This window comes from Leptothoe sp. EHU-05/26/07-4, assembly GCF_043421015.1.
GTDB lineage: Bacteria > Cyanobacteriota > Cyanobacteriia > Phormidesmidales > Phormidesmidaceae > Leptothoe > Leptothoe turfae.
On record NZ_JAXSQV010000007.1, the window covers coordinates 1,029,518 to 1,055,726 of the forward strand.

A 26,209-nucleotide genomic window follows, 5' to 3' on the forward strand; every position below is an offset into this window, starting at 1 on the left:
ATGCTAAGTGCACTGTTATTGATTCCATTACTGGGAGCCATTCTTGTTGGCTGCTGGCCAGGTAAGTTAACCAGCAAGTTAGCTAAAAATGTCAGCGTTGGCTGCTTGTTAGTTAATCTTGCGGTCAGCTTGTATCTGCTAACGCAGTTTGATTTGACAATTACCGGACTACAGTTTCAAGAGTCGCTTCCTTGGCTCGAGACGTTGGGGCTGGGATATGAGTTAGGTCTGGATGGCTTATCGTTGCCGCTAGTGATTATTAATAGTCTTCTGTCGCTAGTTTCGGTCTATGCCAGCGACGATGACACTCGACGGCCCAGGCTTTACTATTGCCTTTTGCTGATGATTACCTTTGCCGTAGCCGGTGCGTTTGTTGCTCAAAATCTCTTGCTCTTCTTTATCTTTTATGAGCTAGAGCTGATTCCCCTCTATCTCTTGATTGCGATTTGGGGAGGACCTCAACGGGGCTATGCTGCTACAAAATTTCTGATTTATACGGCTATCTCTGGAATTTTGATTTTGGCTTCATTTCTGGGTCTAGTTTGGCTCAGTGGGTCTTCTAGCTTTGATTACAGTGCGACCATGGGCCATGGGTTGCCCTGGATTCAACAGGCAGTTTTGTTAGCGGCGCTGCTCATTGGTTTTGGTATTAAAATTCCTCTTTTCCCACTTCACACGTGGCTACCCGATGCCCACGTGCAGGCGTCCACACCCATCTCTGTGCTGTTGGCTGGTGTGTTGCTTAAGTTAGGTACCTACGGTCTTTTTCGATTTGGTGTGGTTACCTTTTCCGAGGTTTGGGTGGATTTAGCTCCCTACCTTGCCTGGTGGGCTGTTGTGAGTGTTCTCTATGGCTCACTGGCAGCTATTGCCCAAACTGACATGAAGAAAATGGTGGCCTATAGTTCAGTAGGTCATATGGGCTATGTGTTGTTAGCGGCTTCGGCGTCTAATCCTCTCAGCTTTGTCGGTACTGTTTTTCAGATGGTGAGCCATGGCTTTATTTCAGCGTTGCTTTTTTTAGCAGTTGGCGTGGTTTACAAGAAAACGGGAACGCGTGATTTGACTGTACTGCGAGGTCTGTTAAATCCAGAACGAGGTTTGCCCATAATTGGTAGCGTTATGGTGCTGGCAGTGATGGCTAGTGCTGGTATCCCTGGTATGGTGGGCTTTATCTCTGAATTTATTGTCTATCGTGGCAGCTTTGCGAGTTTTGCACCTCAAACTCTTTTATGTTTACTGGGGTCTGGTCTCACGGCAGTGTATTTTTTGCTGTTGGTAAATCGTGCGTTCTTTGGGCGTTTAGCGACAACTAAAAAACAAGCTTTAGAACAAGATCCTGTTTTACCTGTGGTCACTTGGCAAGACCGAATGCCTGCTTTGGTTTTAGTGGGTTTGTTGTTTGTGTTTGGTTTGAGCCCCAGCTGGATGACTCGTTGGATTGAGCCGACAACAACGTCCATGTATGAGGCGATGCCAATTAAGTTAGAGCTGTCGTCAGCTCATCTGGCGACAATGCCGCTTGAAAATCCTTCTACAGATTTAGCTAGCTGTTCGGATGAGGACTGTGCCTTATGATCCAAACTATGCCTTCTCAATTGAAAGATATTCATCCATTTGCCCACTATGCTGACCGCCTGCTGTCAGGTGGTACCTTGTTGCCGGATACTCCGGATAATGTAGTTCATGTGATGGGTGCCCTCGATAGTTATGGCATTGTGTTGGATTACTATTCCATTAACCTGATTCACATTGCCGATCATCAGTTTTTGAACCTATTTCCAGTGTTCAAATACTTTGATGGAGAGATTAACCCTGCAAGAATGTGGCGACATTTTTGCCATGATCGCATTAACTATGAGTATGCCGAATACATCATGAGAGCCATGATGTGGCACGGTGGTGGCGGGTTAGATGCCTATTTGGATACGGATGAGTTTCGGGAAAATTGTCAGACTGCGATCGCAGCCAAAATCAAATACAACCCGGTGCTACAGTTTTTCCATAAAGCCTTTCCTGAGTTTCTGATTGAACAAATTCGTCAGCTTTCCTACTACAGTGGGTTGGGGCAATTCTGGCGAGTGATGAGCGATATTTTCACGTCGTTAGCGGCTCGTTATCGCCGGGGAGAAATTAAGCATATTCCCCAGATCGTCGACTATATTAAGGATGGCCTGGTGGCTGATGCGGGCCGACCCATTACCTACAGTGTTGAAATTGGTGGCAAAACCTATGATATTTTGCCTGCCTCTGCTGGCCTAACCTTCTTGCCTGACACGGCCATTCCCTATGTAGAATCTATTTTCTTTCGGGGACTGCCTTTCTTGGGGACGGTGTCCTATAATGCCCAAGCTCAGCAAATTTCTCCGGATAAGAGCCGCTTTGCCTATGGTGCACTGTATGCTGATCCGGTACCCGTTGGGGGTAGCGGTATTCCTCCCACATTATTGATGCAAGATATGTTCCGTCATCTGCCGGACTATTTGGAAGAGCATTACCTCAAGACCGAACGCGGCTTGGGAGACGTGCGGGTCAAAATTTGCGCTAGTTTTCAGCGTTCTATGTTCTGTGTGACCAATGCAGCTTTGATTGGGCTATTACCCAAAGGAGCTGATGCAACGGCACCTGAAGATATTGCTGCCAATCGGGAATTTCTACTGAACTGGCTGGATCGTCTGGTTCCCTCCCAATTAGAACAGGTTCAGACTCCTTAGAATTTAGGTCAAGCTCATTAGAAAAATCATGTAGGGGTACGCCATGGCACAGCCCTACATGATTTTGGTGGTTGAAAATTTTTCTTGAGAGTTTATGAGTCTTACGCCAAATTTCGGTGATCGACGTTAGGCTCAAATGGTCTGCTTTCTATCTAGTTATGTCCTCAACGGTTTCACCGCCTTCTCTTGCAACATCGACATCTGAACAACTGTCTCCAGCGGTTACCGTCCTAAATGTAGACGGCATGATGTGTGCTGGGTGTGCGCGGGCAGTGGAAACCCAACTGCGTCAGTGTGATGGTGTGGCGACAGCGACCGTGAATTTGGTCACCAAGGCAGCAGCCATCCAATATCAGGCCGAGATTGTGAAACCTGAACGGCTGGCAACTGTACTCACAGATGCCGGTTTCCCCAGCCAGGTACGGCAAGGCGAAGACCCTGGCAATTGGGCTGAGCAGCAAGAGGCCGAGCAGCAAGGACAGGTATGGCGGGTTGCGATCGCACTTACTCTCTTAGTCCTTTCAATCCTTGGCCACATAGAACATGTGGGCGATCCAGATAGCAGTTTTTCAGGACCTATTCTCAGCAGCCTGAGCTTTCACTTTGCATTAGCCACCCTCACCTTAGTGGGGCCTGCGCGAGAAATTCTACAAGATGGCTGGCAGGGAGCACGCCGTGCCCGTCCTAACATGAATACTCTAGTGAGTATTGGTGCCCTGAGTGCCTATACCGCTAGCGTTGTGGCCTTAGCCTTGCCAAAATTAGGCTGGGAGTGCTTTTTTGATGAGCCCGTCATGTTGCTCAGCTTTATTTTGTTAGGGCGTACGTTAGAAGAACGTGCTCGCTTTCGAGCCACTGAGGCTCTTCGTAGTTTGATTGCACTGCAACCCCAGGGCGCTCGCCTGGTGACAGGTGATTCACCAGGCGACAATGTCGAGATTCCCATTAATCAAGTGCAGGTCGGTGACATCATCCAAGTCTTGCCTGGCGATAAAATCCCAGTAGATGGGGAGATTGAGGTGGGGCAAACCACCATTAATGAGGCAATGGTCACTGGAGAAGCGTTGCCTGTCCTGAGGCAGATTGGTGATCCCGTAATCGGCGGTACCCTAAACCAGTCGAGTGTGATTTCCATTAGAGTCAGCCGCACTGGCGCGGATAGTACCCTGGCCCAGATGGTCAGTCTGGTTGAATCTGCTCAAACTCGTAAAGCCCCCATACAAGGCTTAGCAGATACATTATCCGGTTACTTTACCTACGGGATTTTAATCCTCGCTCTACTGACATTTTGCTTTTGGTACGGCGTTGGATTTACCATCTGGCCTGATGCGATCCAAGCGGCTCTCAATCCGCACCATGTTCATTACAGTCACCATGTTATAGAAACTTCAAGGCTGTTGGTGAGTCTGAAATTAGCCATTGCTGTTGTGGTGATCGCCTGTCCCTGTGCATTGGGATTAGCCACTCCCATGGCGATTCTAGTGGGGTCTGGTATTGGAGCCCAGAGGGGATTATTGGTGCGTGGTGGTGATGTTCTAGAAACGGCCCATCATTTAGACACCATCATTTTTGATAAGACCGGCACCCTGACAACGGGGCAGCCCTGGGTGACTGACTGCATTAGCTATGACGCCAGCTTGACTGAGGATGATGTGATTCGTCTAGCAGCTAGTGTTGAGCAAGGAACCCGCCATCCTTTAGCCGAAGCCATTCTCAACGAGGCTGCTCAGCGACAGCTTCCTTTAACTAACGTGACAGATAGCGCAACAACTCCGGGACGTGGAGTTGTTGCACAGTTAGGCAATCAAACGCTCCACCTCGGCAATGACGCCTGGTTAGCTCAAGCCAATATCGCTACTGATATGGCTAGTGATGTTGCCAATACCTTGAGTGCTGAGAGTAAAACTCTGGTTTATATCGCTGTTGATCATCAATTGGTTGGCCTTCTAGCTGCGGCTGATCGCTCCCGCGAGGAAGCCAAATCAGTGATTGAACAACTCCACCGCAAAAATCTTCAGATCCAGCTCCTGAGTGGTGATCGACCAGCCGTTGCCCATCGATTAGCCATGGATTTAGGGATTGCTGTGTCAGAAGGCAGTATGACACCAGCCGACAAAGTCAATGCCATTGAAAAGCTACAGCAAGCGGGGCACTGTGTTGGCTTTGTGGGTGATGGCATCAATGATGCGCCTGCCCTGGCCCAGGCTGACGTCGGTATCGCCATGCACTCAGGCACTGACATTGCTATGGAAACCGCTGATGTTGTGCTGATGCGTGATGACCTAAACGATGTGTCAGCTGCCCTGGAACTCAGTCGCAGCACCTTTAATAAAATTCGTCAGAACTTAGCCTGGGCCTTTGGCTATAACCTGATTTGTATTCCCCTGGCGGCGGGCGTTTTGTTGCCGAACTTTGAAATTGCCTTGAGTCCTGGCTATGCAGGTGGTTTCATGGCGTTTAGTTCGATTAGCGTAGTGCTTAATTCTCTGCTGTTGCGCTGGCAGTTAAGGGAGAGTGTTTAATATCGAACTCAAACCGCAATTTTTTGGCCTTACCAAAAATCCGTCACCCGATACCCTAAGGATCCCAGCATGTCACGTAGCATCGGCATACTCAGACCGATGACATTGGTATGGCAACCCTCTAGCTTTTCCACAAAAAAGCCACCTTTGCCATCGATGGTAAAAGCACCGGCACAATGCATTGGTTCGCCTGTGGCCACATAGTCCTCAATTTCGCGATCGCTAACCCAGGCAAAATAAACCCGAGTCACCTGACATCGAGTTAACGTTTTCGCTGCCTGCGGAGATATTAGTGTGTGGCCAGTAAATAACTCGCCCACTTTACCGCGCATCTTCCACCAGCGTTTGACAGCATCTTCTGGTGTTTCAGGCTTACCGTAAATGGCCCCATCAAATGCTAGGACTGAATCGCATCCTAACACCACTGCATTTGGAAACAGAGGCGCGACAGCTTCTGCCTTGCCCAAGGATAGCGCCTTTACCAATGCACCTGGCTCACTTAGGGTAATTTGATCCTCATCAAACTTGCTGGGGGATACAAAAGGCTGAACCCCGGCATTTAAAAGAAGCTGACGTCGTGCTGAGGAGGCTGACGCTAGGACAAACTGAGGAGCAGACATTGTCTAGTAAACCGAGAATGACGCTACCGACTGAGTGATTGAATTCTTAAGGCGCTTCCAGCGAGCTTCGGGAACAGATGCATTAAATGTAAATAGCTGACCACGACGTACGATGGCACTAGCTAGATTATGGCGTTGCCCTTCGGATGTGGTCGCTAAATACTCCAGAATGTAATAGATTTTACCCTCGTCAGTCTCTATATTTTGAGCATTAATAAGTTCCACATTGCGACTATCACCAGCCATCTCTGTGATGCTTTTAGATAACTTGTAGCCAACTTCAGTGGGGCCACCCAATTCTTCCAGGGTTTTGCCCTCTGCCACTGGGCTCACAACGACGCTAACGTTCTCAGTTACGTTAATGATGTCGTGAAATACAACATCTGGTCCACCGGATACCTTAACTTCTACCCAGCCAGTTGGATAGCTGAACTGATAGCCCTGATAGCTATTAACGTAGTTCAGCAAACTCACAGGAGCCGAACCGCTACAGGCCTGGAGGCCAAACATCGTGGCAAACACAATCATCAGAGCAGCTAGTCGCTTTAGCATTGGGAATACCAGTTAATTAATGTAAAAAGAATTGACAATTTCCATTGTCGCATTTTGTGGAAGGTCTTTGTACCCTTTGCAGGGGGAGCATCGTCCCCTGCTGTTGAGTCAATCACTATACCAATGCTAATGCGGTTGAGTTCAATGAATTGTATTCTTAATGCTTTGATAATTGCGAATGTTGGTGCCCAAGAGATACTTGCGATCTTTCCCAAGCTAGTTGAGGGCAGTGAGCATTCTGTTGTGAGCACTAAAAATAACCTGACCCGTCTAAGTCCATTGGAGGTCAAACTCCGCATAGGAAATTTACCAAACTGGACAACAGATGGCAACACATTATTCTATACTCGAACATTTGAAGATTTTGTTGCGGCAATCACGTTTGTCAACAATTTAGTTGAGCCTGCTGAACAACTTAATCACCATCCTGATATTAGTATCAGCTACAACCGAGTTTCACTGGAGCTAACGACCCATGATGCTCAGGGTTTAACAGACTTGGACTTTCAGCTTGCCCGACAAATCTCTCAACTTTAATCATTATCGTGATTGTGTCCTTGAGAAGCCATGGTTTTGCTCGTTTATCTACTTTGGTCTAGCCTTTAATAGGAGGCATTCTTATCCCTTGTCATGTGATTGATACAGACTTTGTTAGAAAGCTAGACATTAAACTTAAAATGTGGCTATTGAGCCCGTTGCTTAATATCTTCTTCTATTGATAGTCGGACTTCTTGTTGCAGCCGCTCAAGGACAGAATCTGTATTAGCATTTTCTACAATAGTGTGCATCAGGGTCTTAATGCCTTGAGGTCCCCAAGAACAACCTTGTTCTAGATAAACACGGGCAGCCTGGCCGACAGCGTAAGTGCCATAGCCTGCCGCTGCCGCTTGGGCTCCCATTGCGCCAGCATAGGCGGTTAATCCAGCAGAGCCATCGATCATGCTCCATAGGGCAGCTCCACTTTTGCCAAGACCTAGGAGCAATCCGCTGCCTAGCTCACTTAAAAGTAGTGTGCCAGAACTGCGGACAATTGCTTGCCATAGTTTGCTAGCTTCAAAACTAGTCATGGGAAAGCCGTAAAGTTTGGCCAAGTTACGGATCATAACCAGGTCAGAGCCCACACCGCCTAGGAGATCCAGCACGGCGACAGGGTTCAAAGCCACCGCAGCAGACTTGTATTTTGCAAATTGCAAGATGATGTTATCGGCTGCAGTCTGGTTTAACTCTGCGGTTGCTTTGGCTAAGTTGGTGTTGACTTGATTTGCTTGATGCAAAGTATTGAGGGCGACTAATGTCGGACCTTCCGCTTGAAGAAGATCGATCAGCGCTGTTGTGAGAGGCTCAATTTCTGGTGCAGAGGTTTCCCATTCTTCAGTGACATGACCATCTGGCCACTCTACACGCACCTTCAGAGGGGCAGGGTCTGCAGCCACCAGGATAACGTCGTCTACGATGGGAACGTCCGATGATTTAATGGTTGTTGTGTCATTGGTCTCTTCTCTAGTGTCTTCATCAGACGCTAGTTGACATTTAAGGTGCTGGAGATTGTCGTAAACAGCCTGACGGTCTATGTCTGGATAGAGATCCGTTTTATTAAAGACTAACAGCAATGGTTTACGGGTTTCGTGCAGCGTTTGTAGAGCTGTGTACTCAGTGCGTGTAATATCACCTGCCACTACAAATAAGATTAAATCAGCTTGTTGGGCTACATCTTGCGCGACTTGTCCCCGTTCAGCTCCTTCTATTTCATCTAGGCCAGGCGTATCAATAAGTTCGATTTTGAGAGTTGTTTCTCCCTCAGATGCGGACGGTGTCCAATAGAGAGACCGAGGCCATTGGGTAACACCATTTAGAGGCCCTGTTTCAAGGATTTTTTCGCCGATCAAAGCATTGAGTACAGCTGACTTACCGCGACTGACTAGACCAAATACGGCGACCCGAAGTAGGGTGCTATCTAGCTTGTTTAATAGGGTTGTCAGCTGATCAATACCGGCCTTAACGGCAGCCTGACGTTTGAGTTCGTCGGCATCGGAGCGAGTTAGCTCTAGCTGTGGAATATAGCGATCAATTGTTTGTCGCAAACTGTCGCGGGCCCTCTCGACAAGGGGCTGGACTGTAGTCTCTGCAATCCTCTGGGACGCAGTGCTGACATTAGTAAATGTTTCCTGAATCAAGGCGGGATCGGTCATGGTTTAGGTGTGCTTAGAGCTGATTGCTCAGGCGAAAAGTGATATTTGGGCAACAGGATTTTTAGCTTTATCCCATTGCCCACTACCCGTCTTGTTCAAACTTTCTAGCTAGCGACTGTGCTTGCTTTTGGTAGGTGAGGTAGGGCCTGGGTCACAAAATCCTTAAGGGCTAAACTCTGGCGAGCTTGCTGGAATAATGTTTGTAGACGGCTACCCAGTCCTTCAAAGTTAAGCTCGGTAGTGTCTAACAAGCTTTGTTCTTCGAAGTAGTCAATCAGAGTCAGGCCAGCTAGACGGGTGAGATACGCGGCACTGATACCCTGCACTGCTCCACCAGCCAGGTAGGTAGTTACATGACTTTTGAGGACTGTTCCAAGGGCTTGAGAGGCTAGTTCGACCAGCCCCAACTTGACGGTTAATTCAGCGATGGTACCTGCAGCGGCCTTAGCCTGATCCATGGAGAATTTTTGACCATAGATAGTGCCGATGTCTAACACGAGCTGGCCATTGATGGCAGCTGTCGCCAGCAGGTCCACGGTGACTATTGGGTTGGCAAAGGCCGTACCGGCTGCAATCCACTGCATTTTCTCAATGACGGGCATTGCTTTTTGGCGACGATACTCGTTTAGGGATGCGGTAATACGCTGTTGCAGTGCTTTTGTCTGACGCAGGGTGGTGGCCATCACTAAAGAGGATGGTTCAGCGGCAAAGCTATCGAGTTTTTGGGTAAGGGCCTCTAGATCGGCAGCAGACTGCTCAAAAAATTCAAGAATTTCACCTGACTCGGCATGGCGGCGAACTTTGATTGGATTGGGATTAGCTGCGATCGCAACCGCTTCCACATTGCGTTCTGCCACCCGCCCCTTAATCCGATCCAGCACCACTGCCTGATCCATAGGGGTGTACTGGTCTTGTTTATTCAGCACCACTAGCACTTGATACCCTCCAGAAACCAGCGTTTCTAGGCAATTTAGCTCTGAAGCAGTCATATCGCCTGCAATCACCAAAAGCACTAGATCTGCATCGCTGATGTCATCGGACGGTTCAGTAAAGGTTAATGCTGCTGTGTCAGCGGTCTGTAAACAGGTGAGTAGAGTGGTCTTGCCTGTGGCTTTATTGCCAGTAATCGCAACCTTTAACTCAATGCGCTCTAGACTATCCAGCAGCAGATCATAGTCGGTGCGATAGAGTTCTGCTTGGGCAGCGGCTTGGCTATTTTCAGTTAACAGTAGCTCAATGAGTTGATCGGTGCGGTCTAAGGCCTGGTCGATAGCATCCCGTTGAACGGTGACCTGTTTGGGAATAGCCGGAACCACACTACGTTGACGTTGCTGGCTGAACCACCATACTCCTGAACCAAGTGCGATCGCACCCAGTACTAATGACCCGTCCATGGGCATGTGATGCACGACATCCAATAACCATAAACTGGCGCTGAGACCTAAACCACCAATCAGAATAGGACGCTTGATTGCGATATCCATAAGTCCCTATACCCATCCGTTGCTTCTACTACATTTTATAAAGAGAGTGGGGGTTCACCAGGTGGAAAACCCCACAGAATTAACATAAGCCTTAAAGAACAGCCAATCAGCGGTGTGGGTTCTACCACCATGCTTGACCCTGCGTTGTTTTTCTATTCGGCTAGAGTGCTATAACTCAAGTACAGGCGTTTTATAGAGTTACTGCCATGGCTGATGGGGCTTGCCTAAGACAGGGGTCGTTGCTTGGCCGCTTAATATTGGATTATGACACTACGGACGAGCTAGGAATTGTGGATAGCTTACTCGTGGATTTGAACCAGGGCAAGGTGGTTGCTCTGGTGTGTCAAGGACCCGTGTGGCAGCGCCAGCGTCCAACCTATAGCTGGGAACAGATTGTCAATATCGGTGCCGATAGTATTGTGATTCATGGCCGTGGGGCTGACATGGCTCAATCGGCGGCTCAAGCCATGGTCGGTCTGGAGGTTTGGACGGATATGGGTAACTGTATTGGCCAGATTGTGGACTATCGGTTTGAGCGTAGTGGTGAGGTATTGCAGTATCTATTTGCCCAACCAGGGCAGTCGGGGCTATATGGGTTAGCACCTGAAGCGATTATCAGTGCTGGTCGTAAGCGAATAATGGTGTCGGCTCAGGCGGCAGAGCAGGCTGAGTACTTGGCTGATGAAACTGTGCCCATGGCTGAACAGGGGTGGCAAACAACGGCTCAAACGACGGCTCAATCCCTGGCAGACCAAGTGCAACAGCGAGCCCAGGGATGGTCAGACTATGCCCAGGAGCGTTGGTTATCTGACGATGTAAATGAACAATTACGCTCCACGGGTCAACAACTGCAAGATAGGACTCAGGGGTTGCGATCGCAGTTTAATCAGCAGGTCTCCAAAGCTAAAAAACGAATTGCCCCTTTGAACAGAGCGCTGGAAAACACGGTTGAGAACGCCCTCGATAAACTCAGTGATTCGAATACTCAAGCAGATCGTCCTGCTATCGATCTAGACACATTTGAAGTGTGGGAAGACGATGATTAATTAAGCAATGGCGCGGTCATCTGGTCTGGGCGTTCGCTGATGATGAAGACTCATAACTGAGTCAAGGTCACTAAATGCGCCGGAGCGATCCCCTCGATCAAATCGGATCAAGCTCCGGTTAATGTAGGCATCTGAAAACTGAGGCTGTAGCTCTAAGGCTCGGTTGACATCAGCTAGTGCACCTTCCGTATCATTAAGACGAAACCGCAGTACGCTTCGTTCATTCAGCGTATGGGCAGCGTCAGGCTGGAGAGCCAGAGCTTTATTAAAATCTGCCATGGCTTTCATGTAGTTTTTGAGGTCCACATGGATCCTGCCTCGATGGACATAGGCATTGGCTAAAGATGGGTTCAGGTCAAGCGCCTGATTGATATCCTGGAGTGCACCTTCCAAGTTTCCAAGGTGTTGTCGAATTCCGCCTCGATTACTAAACGCCTCTGCAAATTGGGGGTTAAGTTTAATGGCCTCACTAAAATCGGTAGCGGCCATCTCATAATTGTGGAGATAAAGCCTGACTAATCCCCGATTGTTATAAACATAGGCATGGTTAGGGTCAAGACGCAGTGCCTCGGCATAGTCATTTAATGCTCCACCACTGTCACCCAGGGTAGCGCGGGTGTTGCCACGATTGTTCAATAGCGATAACTTCCCTGGAGCCGGACTATCGTGGAGCGCATTGTGTAACTGCTTTAATGTTTGAGGATAGGCTTCAGGTAAGGCAGGGTTGAGGTGTAGAGCTTCACAATAGTCTGCCATTGCGCCTGCATAATCCCCCATTTCTGTACGCAGGGTTGCTCGATTGTTATAGGCATCAGCCAAGTCTTTATCGAGGTCAACGGCTTGATTAAAATCGGCTAGAGCCTGCCTATAATCAACCTGGTAAAAGTAGGCTAAACCACGTTGGTTGTAGGTTTTCGCACAGTGTGGATTTAGGGCTAGAGCTCGATTCAAATCATTAATAGCCCGTTTAAAGTCACCGCAGCGTAGCCAGGCCACTCCCCGCCATAGATACCCACGGGGGAAATGAGGCTGTAGCCTGAGGGCATAATCAAAATCCCGCACAGCGCCTGCATAATTGCCCACATCCAGCCTGAGCAAACCGCGATTGCAATATCCTCGTGTAGATAGAGGTGTTAGCTGAATCCCATGCTCAAAGTCTTCTAACGCGGCGTCTGTATGTCCCAGTTTGCGCTGGGCATTGCCCCGATTGAGATAAGCTGACGCGTAGTCAGGTGCCAGATGGATTGCCCAACTAAAGTCTTCGATGGCTACGGCATAGTCACCCATAGCATAATGGGCACATCCCCGGTTGAAATAGGCCTTAGCATAGTTGGGCAGAGACTCAATCACAGTATTAAAAATTGTGATCGCGCCCAAACAGTCTTGTCGCCTTGCCAAGTCAACTCCTTGATTCAATAAGTCTTTTGCAGTCATGCCGCCCCACACTCACCAAATATTTGGATATGTCAATCACAATTTGATACAGCAAACTTAGACACACCCAAACAACAAATAGCAAACTCACAGAGTAAGTTTTGTATCTTCCTCTATTTCTATATTAGGGTTTAACCGTAGTGCATCTGGAAAATATCTACATACTCAAGAGAATTTTCAGATTCACCGTATTCCATTGCTGTCTCTTGATCTTAAGATGACTAAGACTGGCTCCATTGTTTGGGGTTATAGAAGCATAAATGTATCCACTGCTGATTAGCATCGTTGCCATCAAGCCAACTCTGTAGCAATTGGTAATACAAGCCTCGATTATAAATATAAGAAAATCGACTTAATAGTTTATGAGCTTCTGCTATTAGCAGTCGTGATCAGGGCTAGCTCTGGTTTGAGATAGCAAAAAACCGCTTGCCATCATTAAATCGCGAGCGGTTGAAGAAAAAATGCGTGTGCAAATTTCCGGATTATTTTACTTGTGTTGTTGTTAGATCATGCTATTTACCATTTAGGATCCCAATCAACATATTTAAGAAGATTCTGGTTGTGAGGGGCAAAATAAGCGGCTAGTTTTTTATATGTTTCAGGTGGCATCTTCTTTTGATAACCTCCAGTATTCATTGGCTCTAAGTCAATCCTTTTAAATTCCTTCAGTTCTAGAAAATGGGTTGTTTTTGATAACACCTCATGGGGATTGGAAAACATATCTTCACTGCGAAGAATCAGAAGTTTTTCCCTAGAAAAAAACTTTAACCAATGCTCTATCTGTTCTGTATATCTACCTCGACTTAAATATGAGAACCAAGCTAATGGGCTATGCCAAGAGTATTCATCTCCTTGGGTTTTAAGATGTTCTCTCTCTTGCCCCAGTCTATCTTCCTCAGCCTCGATAGCATCAAGGAAGTTTAGCGTTTCATGACCATGGCGAATACTCATTTTCCAATGGGAGTAGGCCCGATTAATTGGATTTCTCAAAATAATGAGAAATTTTGCATCTGGCAGGGACTTCGATATCCTATTGGGGGCTAAAGGGTGAAAAAGATACTCAGGTGTAGCTTCGCCTGTCGAACGTATATTAGAGAGCTTATAGGAGATTTTTAGTGGGAAATGAGCCCGATACCAATCTAAGTAATGTTGGTGATGCCAATCGAAATAGTGAACTTCTTTTGTGATTTCTGGGGCAAAGCCAATCTCAGGATGTTGCTGGAGATAAAAGAAAAGAGATGAGGTTCCTCCCTTTTGTGCTCCTATAATTAACCAATCTGGCAGTGCTCTCCATTTACTCGTAGCCTGACCATAGTCCTTTAATACTTTTTTGACAGGTTCCTTAATAGGCTCTGGGACATTTTTCCTCAGAAATGCTCTAACCATAATTACAAATAACTTATCTACAGGGGAAGCTTTTTGAATTAAAACTGGCAGTGCGTTTTCGAGAATCAGAGAATAGAGTTTCTTGGTTAGCTTCTTTACAAGAAAATATTTCTGATAAGGCCTGATGAATTGGCTAAGAAGCGATTGCTGATTTAGGGGATGAATTGGTCTAGGGCCATTGCTATCTGACCGCATCTCACAACTAAAATTATCTCAAGGATAAGCAATGCCGCTAATAATATACCTTAGAGCTGAGATGTAAGATACATTAATACCTAGATAGAATATTCAAAAATCTCCATATCTTTTTGATATTTTTCTGCCAAGAAATTAATGTCATCTAGACTAAAATACTTTCGCCATTCCTTATACTTACGTTTTGATTTGTTCGAATGGGGTAATGATGTAGAAAGTCCGACTTTATCACAAATAAATTGCCAATCTTCAGATATGTCTTCTAAGCGACCGACATAATCAACGATTACATTCTCACGACTTGAATCTGTAAGTTGATCAAACTGAGGCATGGTGCCATAAGATTGCCAAGACCCTTCTGAGTGAATAAAGTCAGATATATTATTGGTTTTTATACAATCTGTAACTCCGGGCCACCTAAACGCATCATATAGCTTGGGTATACGGGTTAATGGCTTTGGTAAGGTATGGATCTGGTCGGCGTAGTACATCAATTTAATGGCCGAGCCCCGATACTTCCCCAAATAGTGTGTTTTAAGATATGCATAATATGAAACCATGCGATCAATCGGATGTCTTACGATTGAAAACGTAAAATATTGATCCCATAATTCATCGCCTATCACATTTTTAATAGTAGCTGCAGATGAATGCTTATATATGCCAAACTGTTTTTCGTAGGATCGCTGTATTAGTTCACCATAGTCAGTACTGCCTAAAATAATGTCATTCCACTGCATATCAGCAGCTAAAGCACGTTCAACACTCGTGCCTCCACATTTATGTAGGTGAATAAATACAAACTTCTTGCTATTAGAAATAAATGCCATTGTTACGCAATTTCAACTTAAATAGTATGGCTAGTGTGGCCCTAATACTCTGTGGCGTAAGTTTGCCCACTATCAAATGTGGATGAGTCGATGGGTGGATGCAATAGCTGCCAAATTTCTGCCATCGGGTACTAGAATATGGCTATTGATAGTAGTCTTTATACCAAGTGACGAAGTTCTTGATACCCTCTTCTAAGGGGGTGTTGGGAGCAAAGCCCACATCTGCCGTAAGTTCAGCTACATCGGCATAGGTTGTAGTGACGTCCCCTGGCTGCATGGGCATCATTTCTTTGACGGCAACTTGCCCAAGCACCTTCTCAATGACTTCAATGAAGTGCATCAAGCTGACAGGGTTATGGTTGCCAATGTTATAGACTTTGTAGGGAGCGGCAGTGTTAAATTCTTCGTCAGCGAGAGGGCTAGGTAGATGGTCCATGACTCGCACAATACCTTCTACTACATCGTCAATATATGTGAAGTCTCGCTGCATTTTACCGTGGTTATAAACCTGAATAGGGCGATTGTTTGCGATCGCATCAACAAACTTAAAATAGGCCATATCAGGTCGACCCCAAGGCCCATATACCGTAAAGAAACGGAGCCCTGTCGTGGGTAAATCATACAAATGACTGTACGAATGAGCCATTAGCTCATTGGCTTTTTTGGTTGCTGCATAAAGGGACACTGGATGGTCCACATTATCAGTCACAGAAAATGGAGTTGTTCGGTTAGCACCATAGACTGAACTGGATGATGCATACACTAAATGTGCCACTTTGCTATGGCGACAACCTTCCAAAATGTTGACAAATCCAATTAGATTGCTATCTGCGTAAGCATGAGGATTTTTTAGAGAATATCTAACCCCAGCCTGTGCTGCTAAGTGAATAACTCGATCAAAAGACTGTTGTTGAAACAGATCTTCCATCCCACGACGATCGGCTAGATCAAGCTGATTAAATGTAAATGAAGCATGGGGTAGAAGTTGCTCCAATCGATCTTTTTTTAAGGAAGTATCGTAGTAGTCATTAAGATTATCGATGCCATAAACACTGTGCCCAGCCTTTAAAAGTTTATTAGCTATAAAATAACCAATGAAACCAGCTACGCCCGTTACTAAAACATTCATGCTAACTATAAAAATAAGTATTTAGACATACAATGCAACACAAGAATCTTGAATTGCTGTTGCATCGATTTCCCGTAAAGTAAGGGATTGTAACCATCCTAGCGTACTTCTCTTATGATTCATGTGTCTTAATACACGAGAACTGTTTTGAGGGCTAGGAGGCTACCTTCTGAGACGATGACTGATACACGGTTGAGTATCTGGTCATACGGCGTCTTTGACTTGAACCAGTCAGGTTGGCAGCTACTTCAAATAACCTCTGATATACGTTAATGGGTAGAATCCACAACGCACTAGCTGCAGCTCCGGTGAGAAATGTTCGGAATGGTTCTTCAATCAAGATTGGTGCATATGTAGCGATTGCTCGGCTGAAGAGTTTCATGGCCTGTCCTCCATCTTTCAGCGTTACAGCCCTTCTAGCCAGATGGCGACAATGGTATGCCATGGCAGGTTTTTCCCATTGCTCCATTTCCTCGGGAGCATAGCTTCTAACTTTATTGAGTAAACGCTCCCAGGCCTTCATCTTTTTGGTTAAATTGGCTGAAATACCCTTCGAATTTACCCGATATAAAGTTAAGGGCTCTGCAAGCCCTTCCATAATCCATTTGGTTTTAATGGCGACTCTCATCCAGCACTCTACATCTTGAGATTCTCTAAATGCTTCATCAAAGTAGTGCTCTTCTATAATGCCATCAACTTGCACTGGGAACTTGATATTCTCAAAGACTTCCTTGCGGAAAACCGCTGCAGATCCATTACCGATGGGTGTGCGACATAAGATATCAAGTGGAGTAATTTGGCTAACCTTGGATATCTGATAAATGCCTAACGGTGTGCCATTCTCATCTATAAATGTAGAATAGCTAAAACTTATGCCAATCTCAGGTCGTTTTTCAAAGTGTTCAACATGGCGTTCGACCTTTTCTGGAATCCAAAGATCATCTGCATCAAGAAAAGCTACATATTCTCCTTCCGCATGGCGAATACCTGTATTACGAGCACCTGAAAGGCCTCTATTTTCCTGCTGAATAATTCTGATTCTGTCATCAGTAAATTGTTGACATATAGTTACACCTTCATCGGTAGACCCATCATCAACAACTATGATCTCCAAATTCTGATACGTCTGAGCTAATGCTGATTCGAGTGCCAGTCGGACATACTTCTCAGTATTATACAGAGGTATAACTATAGAAACCTTTTTCATGTTTTCACTCTTTAGATGACAAGGATGGATATTGAAATTGCCAAGTTGCGTTGGGGCTATCCTAGGCTTGCAAGTCAATCCAAAATTTAGCTCATATCAGTAAACTATTGCCAATGCTGTAGATAGCAGTAGACGATTATATTTACTTACAAGCATCCAGAACTTCAGGAGGCTTAGCATAAGCTTCAGTTACCTTGCTAGTACGACCACTAACCTCATCCAAAATTTTCTCTAAAGAGAGCGCCGCATTCTCATGAGAAAAATTCTTTCTAGCGTATGCTCTTGCATTTTTGCCCAAGCGATTTCGTAATGCCGGATCGTTCCATAGCGTTTGAATCGCTTCCTTCATACTCTGTTTACAACCGGGTTTGATTAACCAACCTGTTTCTCCATGCTTAACATAATCGCTCATGCCATAGGCATCAGACACAATTACTGCACGGGCCATCAACATAGCTTCTATCACTGTTACATGCCCAGCCGCTGTAACGTTATCTTTGACTTTTAGAGGTATTACGCTAATCCGACCTTCTTGTGCCAGTTTCCAACAGTCCGCTCTGGTGATACCAAAAGGTGTTTTGACCTGTTTAGGGATGGACAGATTAGCTAAAGCTACTTTGCTGGATGCAACAACAGTAGGTATGTCAAGCTCTTCAACCACCTCAAAGAAGCAAGGGAAATCGCGATGCGCAGACCCCAGTGCAGCAATAAATGGAGAGTTGTTATCTTCTTCGTACTGAATTTCAATGTCTGGAGCTGCGTAAGGTACAAAAGAAAATCGACTTTTCGGCAAGTTAAAACACTTGCTGTAGATGTCGATTTCCCGATAACTGTGAACTATGAAGCGGTCAATTTGTTTTAATCCGATGCCTGATAACCATTGACGCAGGGGCCCAACTTCGTAGTTTCCAACATTGAAGGTCCAAGCGACAACTGGTTTTTTAGACCATTTTAGGAGCTTTTGTAGGCCAATTACTGTTGGCAACTGCGGGTATGAAGTGATAATTCCGTCGGAATCGCTATTTAAGGCGAGGGCACCATGTTCCCAGTGGCGAAACCACTGGGAAGACGTTGTGTATTTTACTTTTCTCTCATGCCATTTAGTAATGGGTTGTGGCCTAGGGATAAGCTCAAAGTCATATTTCCCTTCAGGAATATGCCCGACTAGCCATCGATTATTGTCAATGTATTCTTGGGTAAAGTAAGGCGCAATGACGGTCCATTTCATACGGCGACCTCAGACATACTAAACATAGTGAACTCTAGTTTCAATTGCACAGGTAAAAGCTAAAATCCGTAGGTAATGGATTTAACTATTCGAGTCTTTACAAAGCAAAATAAGTATTCTTTATGTTTACAGTTAAATTAAAAAGCTTTAGCTAATCAGTAATGCTAGGCTCTTGTTAGGAGAAAGCATTGTGTTCTCTATAAGTATTCTTACTGATTTAGGTGCTTTCTAAAAGTTTAAATAGGTAAACTTTAGATGATCTTCTCTCTAAGATGAGTATTTTACATTGGTATTATTCTACATCTCCTTTTAGTAACAGTCTGTGCAAATTAATGTCAGATTTCTATCTCTTTGACAGAGCAGATTCTGTATGGGGGCTTTTATAAGATGCAACTTTTCCGTAGCTAGAGTCAATCCCTGTGGTGCGAACCTGAGATGCTTTTCTCTCTGCATAAGTTGACATGATTTGTATAGACACCAATGATGCCCATATATATAGTGTCCAGGAATCTTGTTTAAAGAGATTGCTCTCTGTCATGTTACTGATGATAAAAAAGCCCAGGAAAAGAACTGGGAAGATAGCTTCAGTTGTTTTGGTCAGTCGGATTAACTGGAAAGATCTGATCAGGGTAATTGCGAAGTTTGTAAGGAAGAGGAGAGCTCCTATCCAGCCTAGTGATAGAAAAACCTCAAGAAAGCCATTATGGGCATTAGGGACAGGCCAACCAGTTAATTGTCTGACAAGATCAGCTGGTCCACCGTCTGGCCCCCAAAAACCTTGGTATCCATACCCTAAAAACGGCTTTCGAGAGATCATCTCCCATAAAGCGGGCCAAATTTCGTTGCGTCCTGATAAATCAGTACCTTTGCCAAATGCAGAAAGTAACGTGTCTGCATTGGTTTGAAGATAAATAAACCCAAAGGCGACAACGAATATGATGAAGCTAAGGGCAATCACCATCGATTTGTAGTTGAGCTTTAGAGCGTTACAAGCGAAGAAGAGTAGAGCCAACACTACGGTGGCAAATAAAGCAGTTGTTGATTTAGAGGCTACGACCAGAGAAGCCGACAAAATCATTATGCAATTAATAGCTAGCTTGGACCTCCCCTGAAATAAATTTGAGTAGCGAGTAGCGAGTAAAAAAACTGTAGTTAATGCCATGCGAGCACCAAACTTATTTTTATGGCTGTATACTCCTCGCCATGCTCCTGTATGGGGCGGTAAGTGCATCACTCCATATTTTGGAAGCAGCACGCCAAAAAGAACGCAAATAATAGTGTTAATACATAAGGCTATGATCAGAAATCTAAGTTGTTGCTTCAAGCTGAAGCTCAGTGAAAAATATATGGCAACAGCGGTTGAGCCTAGCAATAATATGGTGCGACGTGAAGTGATATTTGGATAAAATGACCATCCTGCTGAAATATAAGCGATGATTAGGAGAATAACGATCAGCAAAAATTGAGGATTAGAACGCAATCGAGCTAATATCAACTTCCAGCGCAGTAGTACGCCTATGCTGGCTATAAGATATAGCAACATGCTAATAGCCGGAAGTAAGAAATTGCTGTTAGCTTGACTGACATCTACAAGTTGCCCCCCTCCGGCTCCATTGGTAATCAAGTTAATAGGATTACCCAGTAGAAACCACAGGGTAAAACACATGAATATGTGTTCTAATGTTCTCGGAATTTTTAGCGTCATATTCCCCTAGGCATTATTCTTTTAAGTGATCACGTTCTTTATGTAAAGTAAATATTTTGATCGTCTTTTAGGTAATCTTTTTAAAATTAAATCTTGACTCTTACTAGGTTGAATGTCATCAGTCTGAGATAAATGAGTATAGTCAGCACAATAAGCTTGGGCTTTTGGTAAATATTTTGCCAGCTAGAAATAAGTGCTTGATTAATTAAGGATATCCCTACAAACGGTGAAATTTCTAGCCGAAGTGTCTGCTTCGCCCAGTATTGAAAATGAGCTGCTTCGGCAGCACGATAATGCTCATCTACTAGGTTTGGAGCTTCTTTTCGTGCTTTGTCCATTAACTGTATCCAACCTTCTTTCATTTTCATGATATCTGAAGACAAACCAGACGAATGAAGACGATATTGAATTAATACTTTATCAATTCCCTCAATCGTCCAATGACTTTGAAACGCAATTCTAAAAAGTAAGTCAATATCTTCAGAATACTTTATTGATTTATCAAATCCTCCTAAGGATTGAAAGATACATTTTCGTATAACAACATTTGATGTTGTGACGGTTGGGTTTGTATAGAAAAAAGTGTATGACTGGAGATCTTTAGATATATTTGCCGTTAATTTACCGGTGCTTTTTCCATCAGGATCTATCAGTTCTACCCTTGCAAAACTGACACCTATCTCAGGGTGAGTATTCATGTAGTCAACATGAACTGATAACTTATCTGGTAGCCAGAGGTCATCTGAATCCAAGAATGCTATAAGTTCTGTAGTTGCCAGTTCAACGCCTAAATTACGGGCTGCGGAAACACCACCATTCTCTGTGGTAATAAGACGAATGCGTGAATCTAACTGACAATACTTATTAACTAATGTGGCGGTATTATCTGTTGAGCCATCATCAATGACTAGCAATTCCCAATCTTGATAGGTCTGATCTAGTACAGATTGGATGACTTCTGGTAGAAATCTGGCCGCATTATAAGCTGGTATAACGACAGAAATAGATGGCTTAATTTCCATAATCATATACTAGAAAAAACATGCTGGAATCTAGCATTGCGTCTGTTTAGGAAAGCGAAAGTTTTTCTCGGCCAGAGAATACAGACTTAGCAACTAAGAAGGTGAATATCGGTAAGAGTAATAGATGAACTCCTAAGACTACTCCAGCTACTACGAATATATTGAACTGGGCACCTACAATGACAGAAATGGTAAATATAATCGTGAAGAAAATGTTCCACTTGAGACCATCACTTCCACGGTCTACTGACAAGAGCAACTGCTCTGAAACTAGAGCAAAAGGTCTAGGGATAGCTGACAGGCAAATCATAATAAGAATTGGAATTGCTGGAATCCACTGCTTGCTGAAAACAATAGGGACATAGATCGGAGCCAGGCTGCTTTGTAATAGAACTAGGGGAAATATAATTGCTGCGCAAATTTTGAGACTTCGGATATAGCTTTGCTTCAACGCAGATAGGTTATCCCGTGCTGCACACAGATAAGGGAATACAGAATTAGAAAGCATGTTAATAGCTGTCAGACTAAGCCCTAGTCCTGCATTGAAAGCGAAGAAGTATAAGCCAAGTTGTTCAACGCTAAAGAATCGACCAATGAGTAGATAGTCAATATTTGATCTCAAGTAATTGAGCATTTCAATGCCCAATGTATATTTGGAGAAATTAAAAATTTCTCGCCATCCTTTCAAACTTATTTTCCCACTTGGTCGCCAGGAGTGATTCCTGTTATAGACAATTAAATAGGAAAATTGAGAAAGCATTAGGGCAAATACAATGCTCCAAATACCCATGCCCAATAGTGCAAGAATAACGACCAAAGACTGACTGAAAACGGCATTGATAGCTGTTGCGATCGCACCGATCTTGAGCCTGTTTTCTCGACGAATCAAGGCATCTTGAATCGCATAAAAGGGATTGAGAAGATAATTGCCAGCGGTGACGATAATAGGGAATAATAATTTTTCATTTCCATAAAAAGTGGCAATAGGAAATGCTAGTAGACATTGGAATAAAAAGATCCCAATACATAGAATCCAATTGCTCCAATATGCTGTTTCTACTATTGAGTCAAGCTCTTCTTGCGTGGCCTGAATGATCTTAGGTGCAACTCCACCCTTTTGTACGAAGACGGTAGAAAACTCAGTGACGGCAAAAATGATCGCCATCAAGCCATATTCTTCAGGGGTAAATACACGACCTAAAACAACTACTATGGCGATGCGAATTACGCGTCTGAATATTTGGCTCGCTGTTAGCCAGCCCATATTTTTGACGAGCTTGTCAGAGAACAAGCGCTTTAGTTTTTGTTGCATTATGATGGTGCAAGAATATTTATAAGGCTAACTATAGTAGTTGATGACATTGCTCTCAGCGGTAATATATGAGAGCAGAGTATGGCGTGGCATTTTAGAAAAGATATAAACGAGTATAAATTCTCAAATAGATCTAGCTATCTCCTTGCCCAAGCATTAGTCAAATATTCTAAATAAGAAATTGAGAGGATTAACTAGGCGCGCTGCTAAATCTAAAACTGAACCGCTGGTTGTCTTAGGTACAACAATGACGTCCCCATCTTGAATCTGGTAGGTGTCGATAAGGTTACGCAGATCGACGACTTCTTGGACAACTTCACCAGTGTTGTCGTCCATTCGAATAAAGGCAACTTCTTTGAGCCTTGCATCATCGGTTGGGCCGCCTGCGATCGCAACAGCACTAGACAATGAGCTATTAGGCGGTACTGCAACCTCTCCGGGACTCGTGACCTCTCCAACAACTCGAACCCTTACGGTGTCTGGTGCTAGACTGGATCTTGCCAATAAATGATTATCAATGGTTTCGCCTTCTGGTAAGCTGGGAACAAAAACTAAGTCTCCATCTCTAAGCAACATGTCTTCTGGTAAGCTGGCGGACCAGAGGGCATCCCACAAATTAATCTCTGTATTGACTGTTTCACCATTGGGAAGCTCGCGTATAACCACGACATTACGGATGTCTGCCGTGCGTCTCACCCCACCTGCTTCTACTAACGCTTCACTCACTGAAGGTGGCGCGTAAGCTAATTGAGTATCTTGATTAATGTTGGTTGTATCTTGCAGTTGAATAGGGCCAGGACGGTAGACCTCGCCTGATACATTAACCACAACGGGACGAAGTGAATTTAAGGAGACCGAAACGGCAGGATCTACTAGAATTCGGTCGAGGATAATTCTCAACTCTTGAGTTAACTGATCGGTGGTTTTCCCAGCTGCAGCAACCTTACCTACGATGGGTAGGGCAATAGTTCCATCCGGTAATACAGAGAGTGGACCTGTATACTCTGGAAACCCATAAACACTGACTTCGATGCGATCGCCAGGACCTAATAAGTAAGAGGATGCTGCTGTAGATCTCAATGAACCAGTATTAACAGCAAGCTCATTGAGGTTCGCACGAGTTGACTCATTGGAGGTAGTCTCAAGTGATACAAGAGACTGTGTAGTTTGTGCGATAGTTGGCATGGAGGCGTAGCAAATTATCCCCAAGACTAAGGGAGCTACTGCAGTTAGCCGATAATAAGTCAGTTGAAACATAAGTCTAAAGAGCGTTTGAGGACGGTGTTGTCTCTTTTGTATAAAAGGAAAGTAGGCTGGCCTAGCCCAATAATTAGAGTCGACCGTTTACGTTGGCAGGATCGCTAACGCTTTGACTATTCGGCACATTGACAAAATTGGCCTGCCTTTCAATAGGTGTATAGTCCTGATTGTTGTAGAAATAACGATCGGTGTTGCCTTTCACGTTAATGCCATTAGCAACTAGACCAAGCACATTTTGTTTTGACTGTGCCAACATTGTCTTCGTTGCACGAATGTTTTCGGCATTGGCCATGCCAGGGCGCATGACGAGCAGCACGCCATCTGTTGCCCGACCGATGGTGATCGCGTCAACTAGCCCTAAAATTGGTGGGCTGTCAATAATAATGTAGTCATATGCTTTTTCACTTGCCTGTAGTAGGGACGTAATCAGCTGAGATTCCAAAACTGCCAGAGGATTAAACGGAATAACTCCGGCTGTCAAGATGTGTAAGTTTGGCTCCTGAGAGACAATGACATCCTTAAGGGGAACTTGCCCTGAAGCAAAATTACTTAAACCTTGTACATTGGGCAAATCCCAAATATGATGTTGTGTTGGCTTACGTAGATCGGCATCAACAAGCAAGACAGTGTGGCCCAAATGAGCTAGTGTCAAGGCCAAGTTGGCAGCAACTTCTGATTTACCTTCACCACCCACTGCACTTGTAACTGTGACTGTCTTAACGTGGGTATCAACACAGGAGAATTTAAGGTTGGCTTGTAGAGCTTGATAAGCATCAAGAATAGAGCTGTATTCGGAATTCTTGACTAATATGCTAGGAATATCCGAACCCTTAGCATTGCCTCGCTTCCAGGCGGGGATGATACCCAAGAGGGGATATTCGTACAACTCTTGACCTTCTTGAACCGTTTTCACAGATTGGTCCAGGAGATCGGCCATAAAGGCAGTAATTAACCCTAAAAGAAGACCAGCAAAGCCGCCAGTCATTAAAAAGAGTTTCAGAGAGGGTCCAAGGGGCTCGTTAGGTATTAAGGCTGGGGAAACTATGCGAGCATTTCCAATATTTTGATTCTCTAAGACCTGAGCTTGCTGGAGGTTTTGTAACAAGGTTTCATAGGTGGTCTGAGCTGCAGCAAGTTGGCGATCTAATGCTCTCTCTTGTTTCTCTAAAACCGGAATAACACGAGCTCGACTCTGTTGACCCAATCGAGCAGTTGTCAATTCTTCAACTTGCTGTTGTAAACCAGATGTCGCTCCGTCGAGGCGTAAATACTCGGCGATTAAATCTTGTTCTAACTGGCCCGATTGGAGATCATCTGAAGGCAAGTTCAGTTCATTGGCACCAAGGGTGACATCAAGGCGCTCTTGAAGTAGTGCTTGTAACCCAGCCTCCTGATTGCGTAGGGTGATAATCTCAGGATGTTCGTCTCGGTAACGAGTACGGGCTAACGTTAAATCAGACTGAACAGTTTGTAGTTGTGCTAGTACGGTCTGAATGCCAGGTGATTCACTGACAAGCCCCACAGCATATGCTTCATCAGAACTAAGTTTGAGCTTCTGCTGTAGTTGAGATGCCTGAGCTGAGCTATCAGCTAACTGAGATTTTAGCTGAATTAAGGCGTTGTCCAGTGTAAACAGTGACTCAACCAGGTTACGGGACTCTTCTTCAAGGTCTACGATATTGTTGCCTTCTTTGAAGCGTCGTAGTGAAGCCTCTGCCTCTTCAACTGCTTCTTCAGATTCAGGCAGTTGTGCAGTGATAAATTCTTGGGCTGCTAATGCCGCAGCGCGATTGGTCTGTATATCATTTTCAATGTAGATATCTGCCAATGTATTGACAACAGTGGCTGCTATTTCTGGATCTTCAGACGTATATGTAACTTTTAGAACATCTGTTCCAGGAACTCCAGTGACCGTAAGGCTCTTTAGCAGGTCTTCAGGCTGAAGTAGCTCACCCTCATCATCTTGTAGTTTTAATGTTTCGATGACTTTTTGGACAAGGGGAATGGAACGGAAAACCTCAATTTGGGTGTCCAGGGGGTTATCTAGATTAGTAAGTGCTCTGAGTTCTCTGTTACCGCCCTCCAGTCCAACTAGAGCAGACGCTTGGTTTGACAACTCGAATAAAAGTTTCGATTCGGCTTGATACTCAGGTTTTTGAGTAATACCAACGCCAACCGCTGCGGTTGTCGTTAGACCGAAAACAGTCAGAGCGATTAGCCAGCGACGCTTTAGAACTCGCCAATATTTCTGTAAATCTATTTCTATCTCTTTAACAGAGTTATCTTGAGATGCCATTGAACCTCACTGGGGAAAGGAACTAAGTAGGACGGAGAGGGTAATAATACTGAGCAATATCAGAGATTAAATCTGAAA

At 44.8% G+C, this 26,209-nt stretch carries 20 protein-coding genes; 5 read left to right on the forward strand and 15 right to left on the reverse strand.

Translation table 11 applies throughout. The features are described from left to right. The 3 genes from U2F10_RS29005 (at position 1) to U2F10_RS29015 (ending at position 5,236) form a co-directional block, all read left to right on the forward strand. Positions 1-1,578, forward strand: coding sequence for an NADH-quinone oxidoreductase subunit M (locus U2F10_RS29005; protein ID WP_499874027.1), 1,578 nt, complete (start codon positions 1-3; stop codon positions 1,576-1,578). 8 nt (positions 1,579-1,586) lie between these two features. Continuing rightward, entirely contained in the window at positions 1,587-2,714 is a 1,128-nt protein-coding gene (locus tag U2F10_RS29010; RefSeq protein WP_499874029.1) for a CO2 hydration protein, read from the forward strand. Positions 2,715-2,872: 158 nt separating this feature from the next. Then, positions 2,873-5,236: a heavy metal translocating P-type ATPase gene (locus U2F10_RS29015; protein ID WP_499874030.1), complete on the forward strand. Its 2,364-nt coding sequence runs from the start codon at positions 2,873-2,875 to the stop codon at positions 5,234-5,236. Positions 5,237-5,265: 29 nt separating this feature from the next. On the opposite strand, the gene U2F10_RS29020 is transcribed toward U2F10_RS29015, so the two are convergent. After that, positions 5,266-5,856, reverse strand: coding sequence for a Maf family protein (locus U2F10_RS29020; RefSeq protein ID WP_163660672.1), 591 nt, complete (start codon positions 5,854-5,856; stop codon positions 5,266-5,268). A gap of 3 nt (positions 5,857-5,859) precedes the next feature. Next, a complete protein-coding gene (gene psbP / locus U2F10_RS29025; protein WP_163660674.1) occupies positions 5,860-6,408 on the reverse strand; it encodes a photosystem II reaction center PsbP in 549 nt (182 codons plus the stop codon). A 144-nt stretch (positions 6,409-6,552) separates the two neighbouring features. Here psbP and U2F10_RS29030 point away from each other — a divergent pair, with 144 nt between their 5' ends. Then, a complete protein-coding gene (locus tag U2F10_RS29030; protein WP_163660676.1) occupies positions 6,553-6,945 on the forward strand; it encodes a 4a-hydroxytetrahydrobiopterin dehydratase in 393 nt (130 codons plus the stop codon). Between the two features lie 146 nt (positions 6,946-7,091). Here U2F10_RS29030 and U2F10_RS29035 read toward each other — a convergent pair whose 3' ends face one another. Together U2F10_RS29035 and U2F10_RS29040 are read right to left on the reverse strand one after the other, a co-directional pair. Next, on the reverse strand, positions 7,092-8,597 hold the full coding sequence (locus U2F10_RS29035; protein ID WP_499874031.1) for a DUF697 domain-containing protein: 1,506 nt from the start codon (positions 8,595-8,597) through the stop codon (positions 7,092-7,094). A 104-nt stretch (positions 8,598-8,701) separates the two neighbouring features. After that, complete coding sequence (locus U2F10_RS29040; RefSeq protein WP_499874032.1) at positions 8,702-10,081, reverse strand: slr1306 family protein; 1,380 nt, start codon at positions 10,079-10,081, stop codon at positions 8,702-8,704. Positions 10,082-10,287: 206 nt separating this feature from the next. Here U2F10_RS29040 and U2F10_RS29045 point away from each other — a divergent pair, with 206 nt between their 5' ends. Beyond that, positions 10,288-11,127, forward strand: a complete 840-nt coding sequence (locus U2F10_RS29045; protein ID WP_163697694.1) for a PRC-barrel domain-containing protein — start codon at positions 10,288-10,290, stop codon at positions 11,125-11,127. Here the strand turns inward: U2F10_RS29045 and U2F10_RS29050 are convergent, their stop codons facing one another. From U2F10_RS29050 to U2F10_RS29100, 11 genes are all read right to left on the reverse strand, one after another. Then, entirely contained in the window at positions 11,128-12,561 is a 1,434-nt protein-coding gene (locus tag U2F10_RS29050; RefSeq protein ID WP_163660684.1) for a tetratricopeptide repeat protein, read from the reverse strand. A 516-nt stretch (positions 12,562-13,077) separates the two neighbouring features. Continuing rightward, complete coding sequence (locus U2F10_RS29055) at positions 13,078-14,142, reverse strand: sulfotransferase domain-containing protein (RefSeq protein ID WP_163660686.1); 1,065 nt, start codon at positions 14,140-14,142, stop codon at positions 13,078-13,080. Positions 14,143-14,222: 80 nt separating this feature from the next. Then, positions 14,223-14,972 carry a sulfotransferase family 2 domain-containing protein gene (locus U2F10_RS29060; protein WP_163660688.1) on the reverse strand — a complete coding sequence of 250 codons (750 nt, stop codon included), beginning with the start codon at positions 14,970-14,972 and terminating at the stop codon, positions 14,223-14,225. Between the two features lie 142 nt (positions 14,973-15,114). Then, positions 15,115-16,101, reverse strand: a complete 987-nt coding sequence (locus U2F10_RS29065; protein WP_163660690.1) for an NAD-dependent epimerase — start codon at positions 16,099-16,101, stop codon at positions 15,115-15,117. Positions 16,102-16,255: 154 nt separating this feature from the next. Beyond that, a complete protein-coding gene (locus U2F10_RS29070; protein WP_163660692.1) occupies positions 16,256-17,308 on the reverse strand; it encodes a glycosyltransferase family 2 protein in 1,053 nt (350 codons plus the stop codon). Positions 17,309-17,450: 142 nt separating this feature from the next. After that, the gene (locus U2F10_RS29075; protein WP_499874034.1) at positions 17,451-18,536 is read right to left on the reverse strand and encodes a glycosyltransferase family 4 protein; all 1,086 of its coding nucleotides are present in this window, start codon (positions 18,534-18,536) and stop codon (positions 17,451-17,453) included. A gap of 343 nt (positions 18,537-18,879) precedes the next feature. Continuing rightward, the gene (locus U2F10_RS29080; protein ID WP_499874036.1) at positions 18,880-20,241 is read right to left on the reverse strand and encodes an O-antigen ligase family protein; all 1,362 of its coding nucleotides are present in this window, start codon (positions 20,239-20,241) and stop codon (positions 18,880-18,882) included. Between the two features lie 86 nt (positions 20,242-20,327). Next, positions 20,328-21,263 (reverse strand): glycosyltransferase family 2 protein, encoded by a 936-nt coding sequence (locus U2F10_RS29085; protein WP_499874038.1) that lies wholly within the window; start codon positions 21,261-21,263, stop codon positions 20,328-20,330. Between the two features lie 46 nt (positions 21,264-21,309). Continuing rightward, entirely contained in the window at positions 21,310-22,575 is a 1,266-nt protein-coding gene (locus U2F10_RS29090) for a lipopolysaccharide biosynthesis protein (RefSeq protein WP_163660700.1), read from the reverse strand. Positions 22,576-22,731: 156 nt separating this feature from the next. Next, the gene (locus tag U2F10_RS29095; RefSeq protein ID WP_250564715.1) at positions 22,732-23,760 is read right to left on the reverse strand and encodes a polysaccharide biosynthesis/export family protein; all 1,029 of its coding nucleotides are present in this window, start codon (positions 23,758-23,760) and stop codon (positions 22,732-22,734) included. A gap of 145 nt (positions 23,761-23,905) precedes the next feature. After that, entirely contained in the window at positions 23,906-26,131 is a 2,226-nt protein-coding gene (locus U2F10_RS29100; protein ID WP_163660704.1) for a GumC family protein, read from the reverse strand. Between the last annotated feature and the right edge of the window lie 78 nt (positions 26,132-26,209).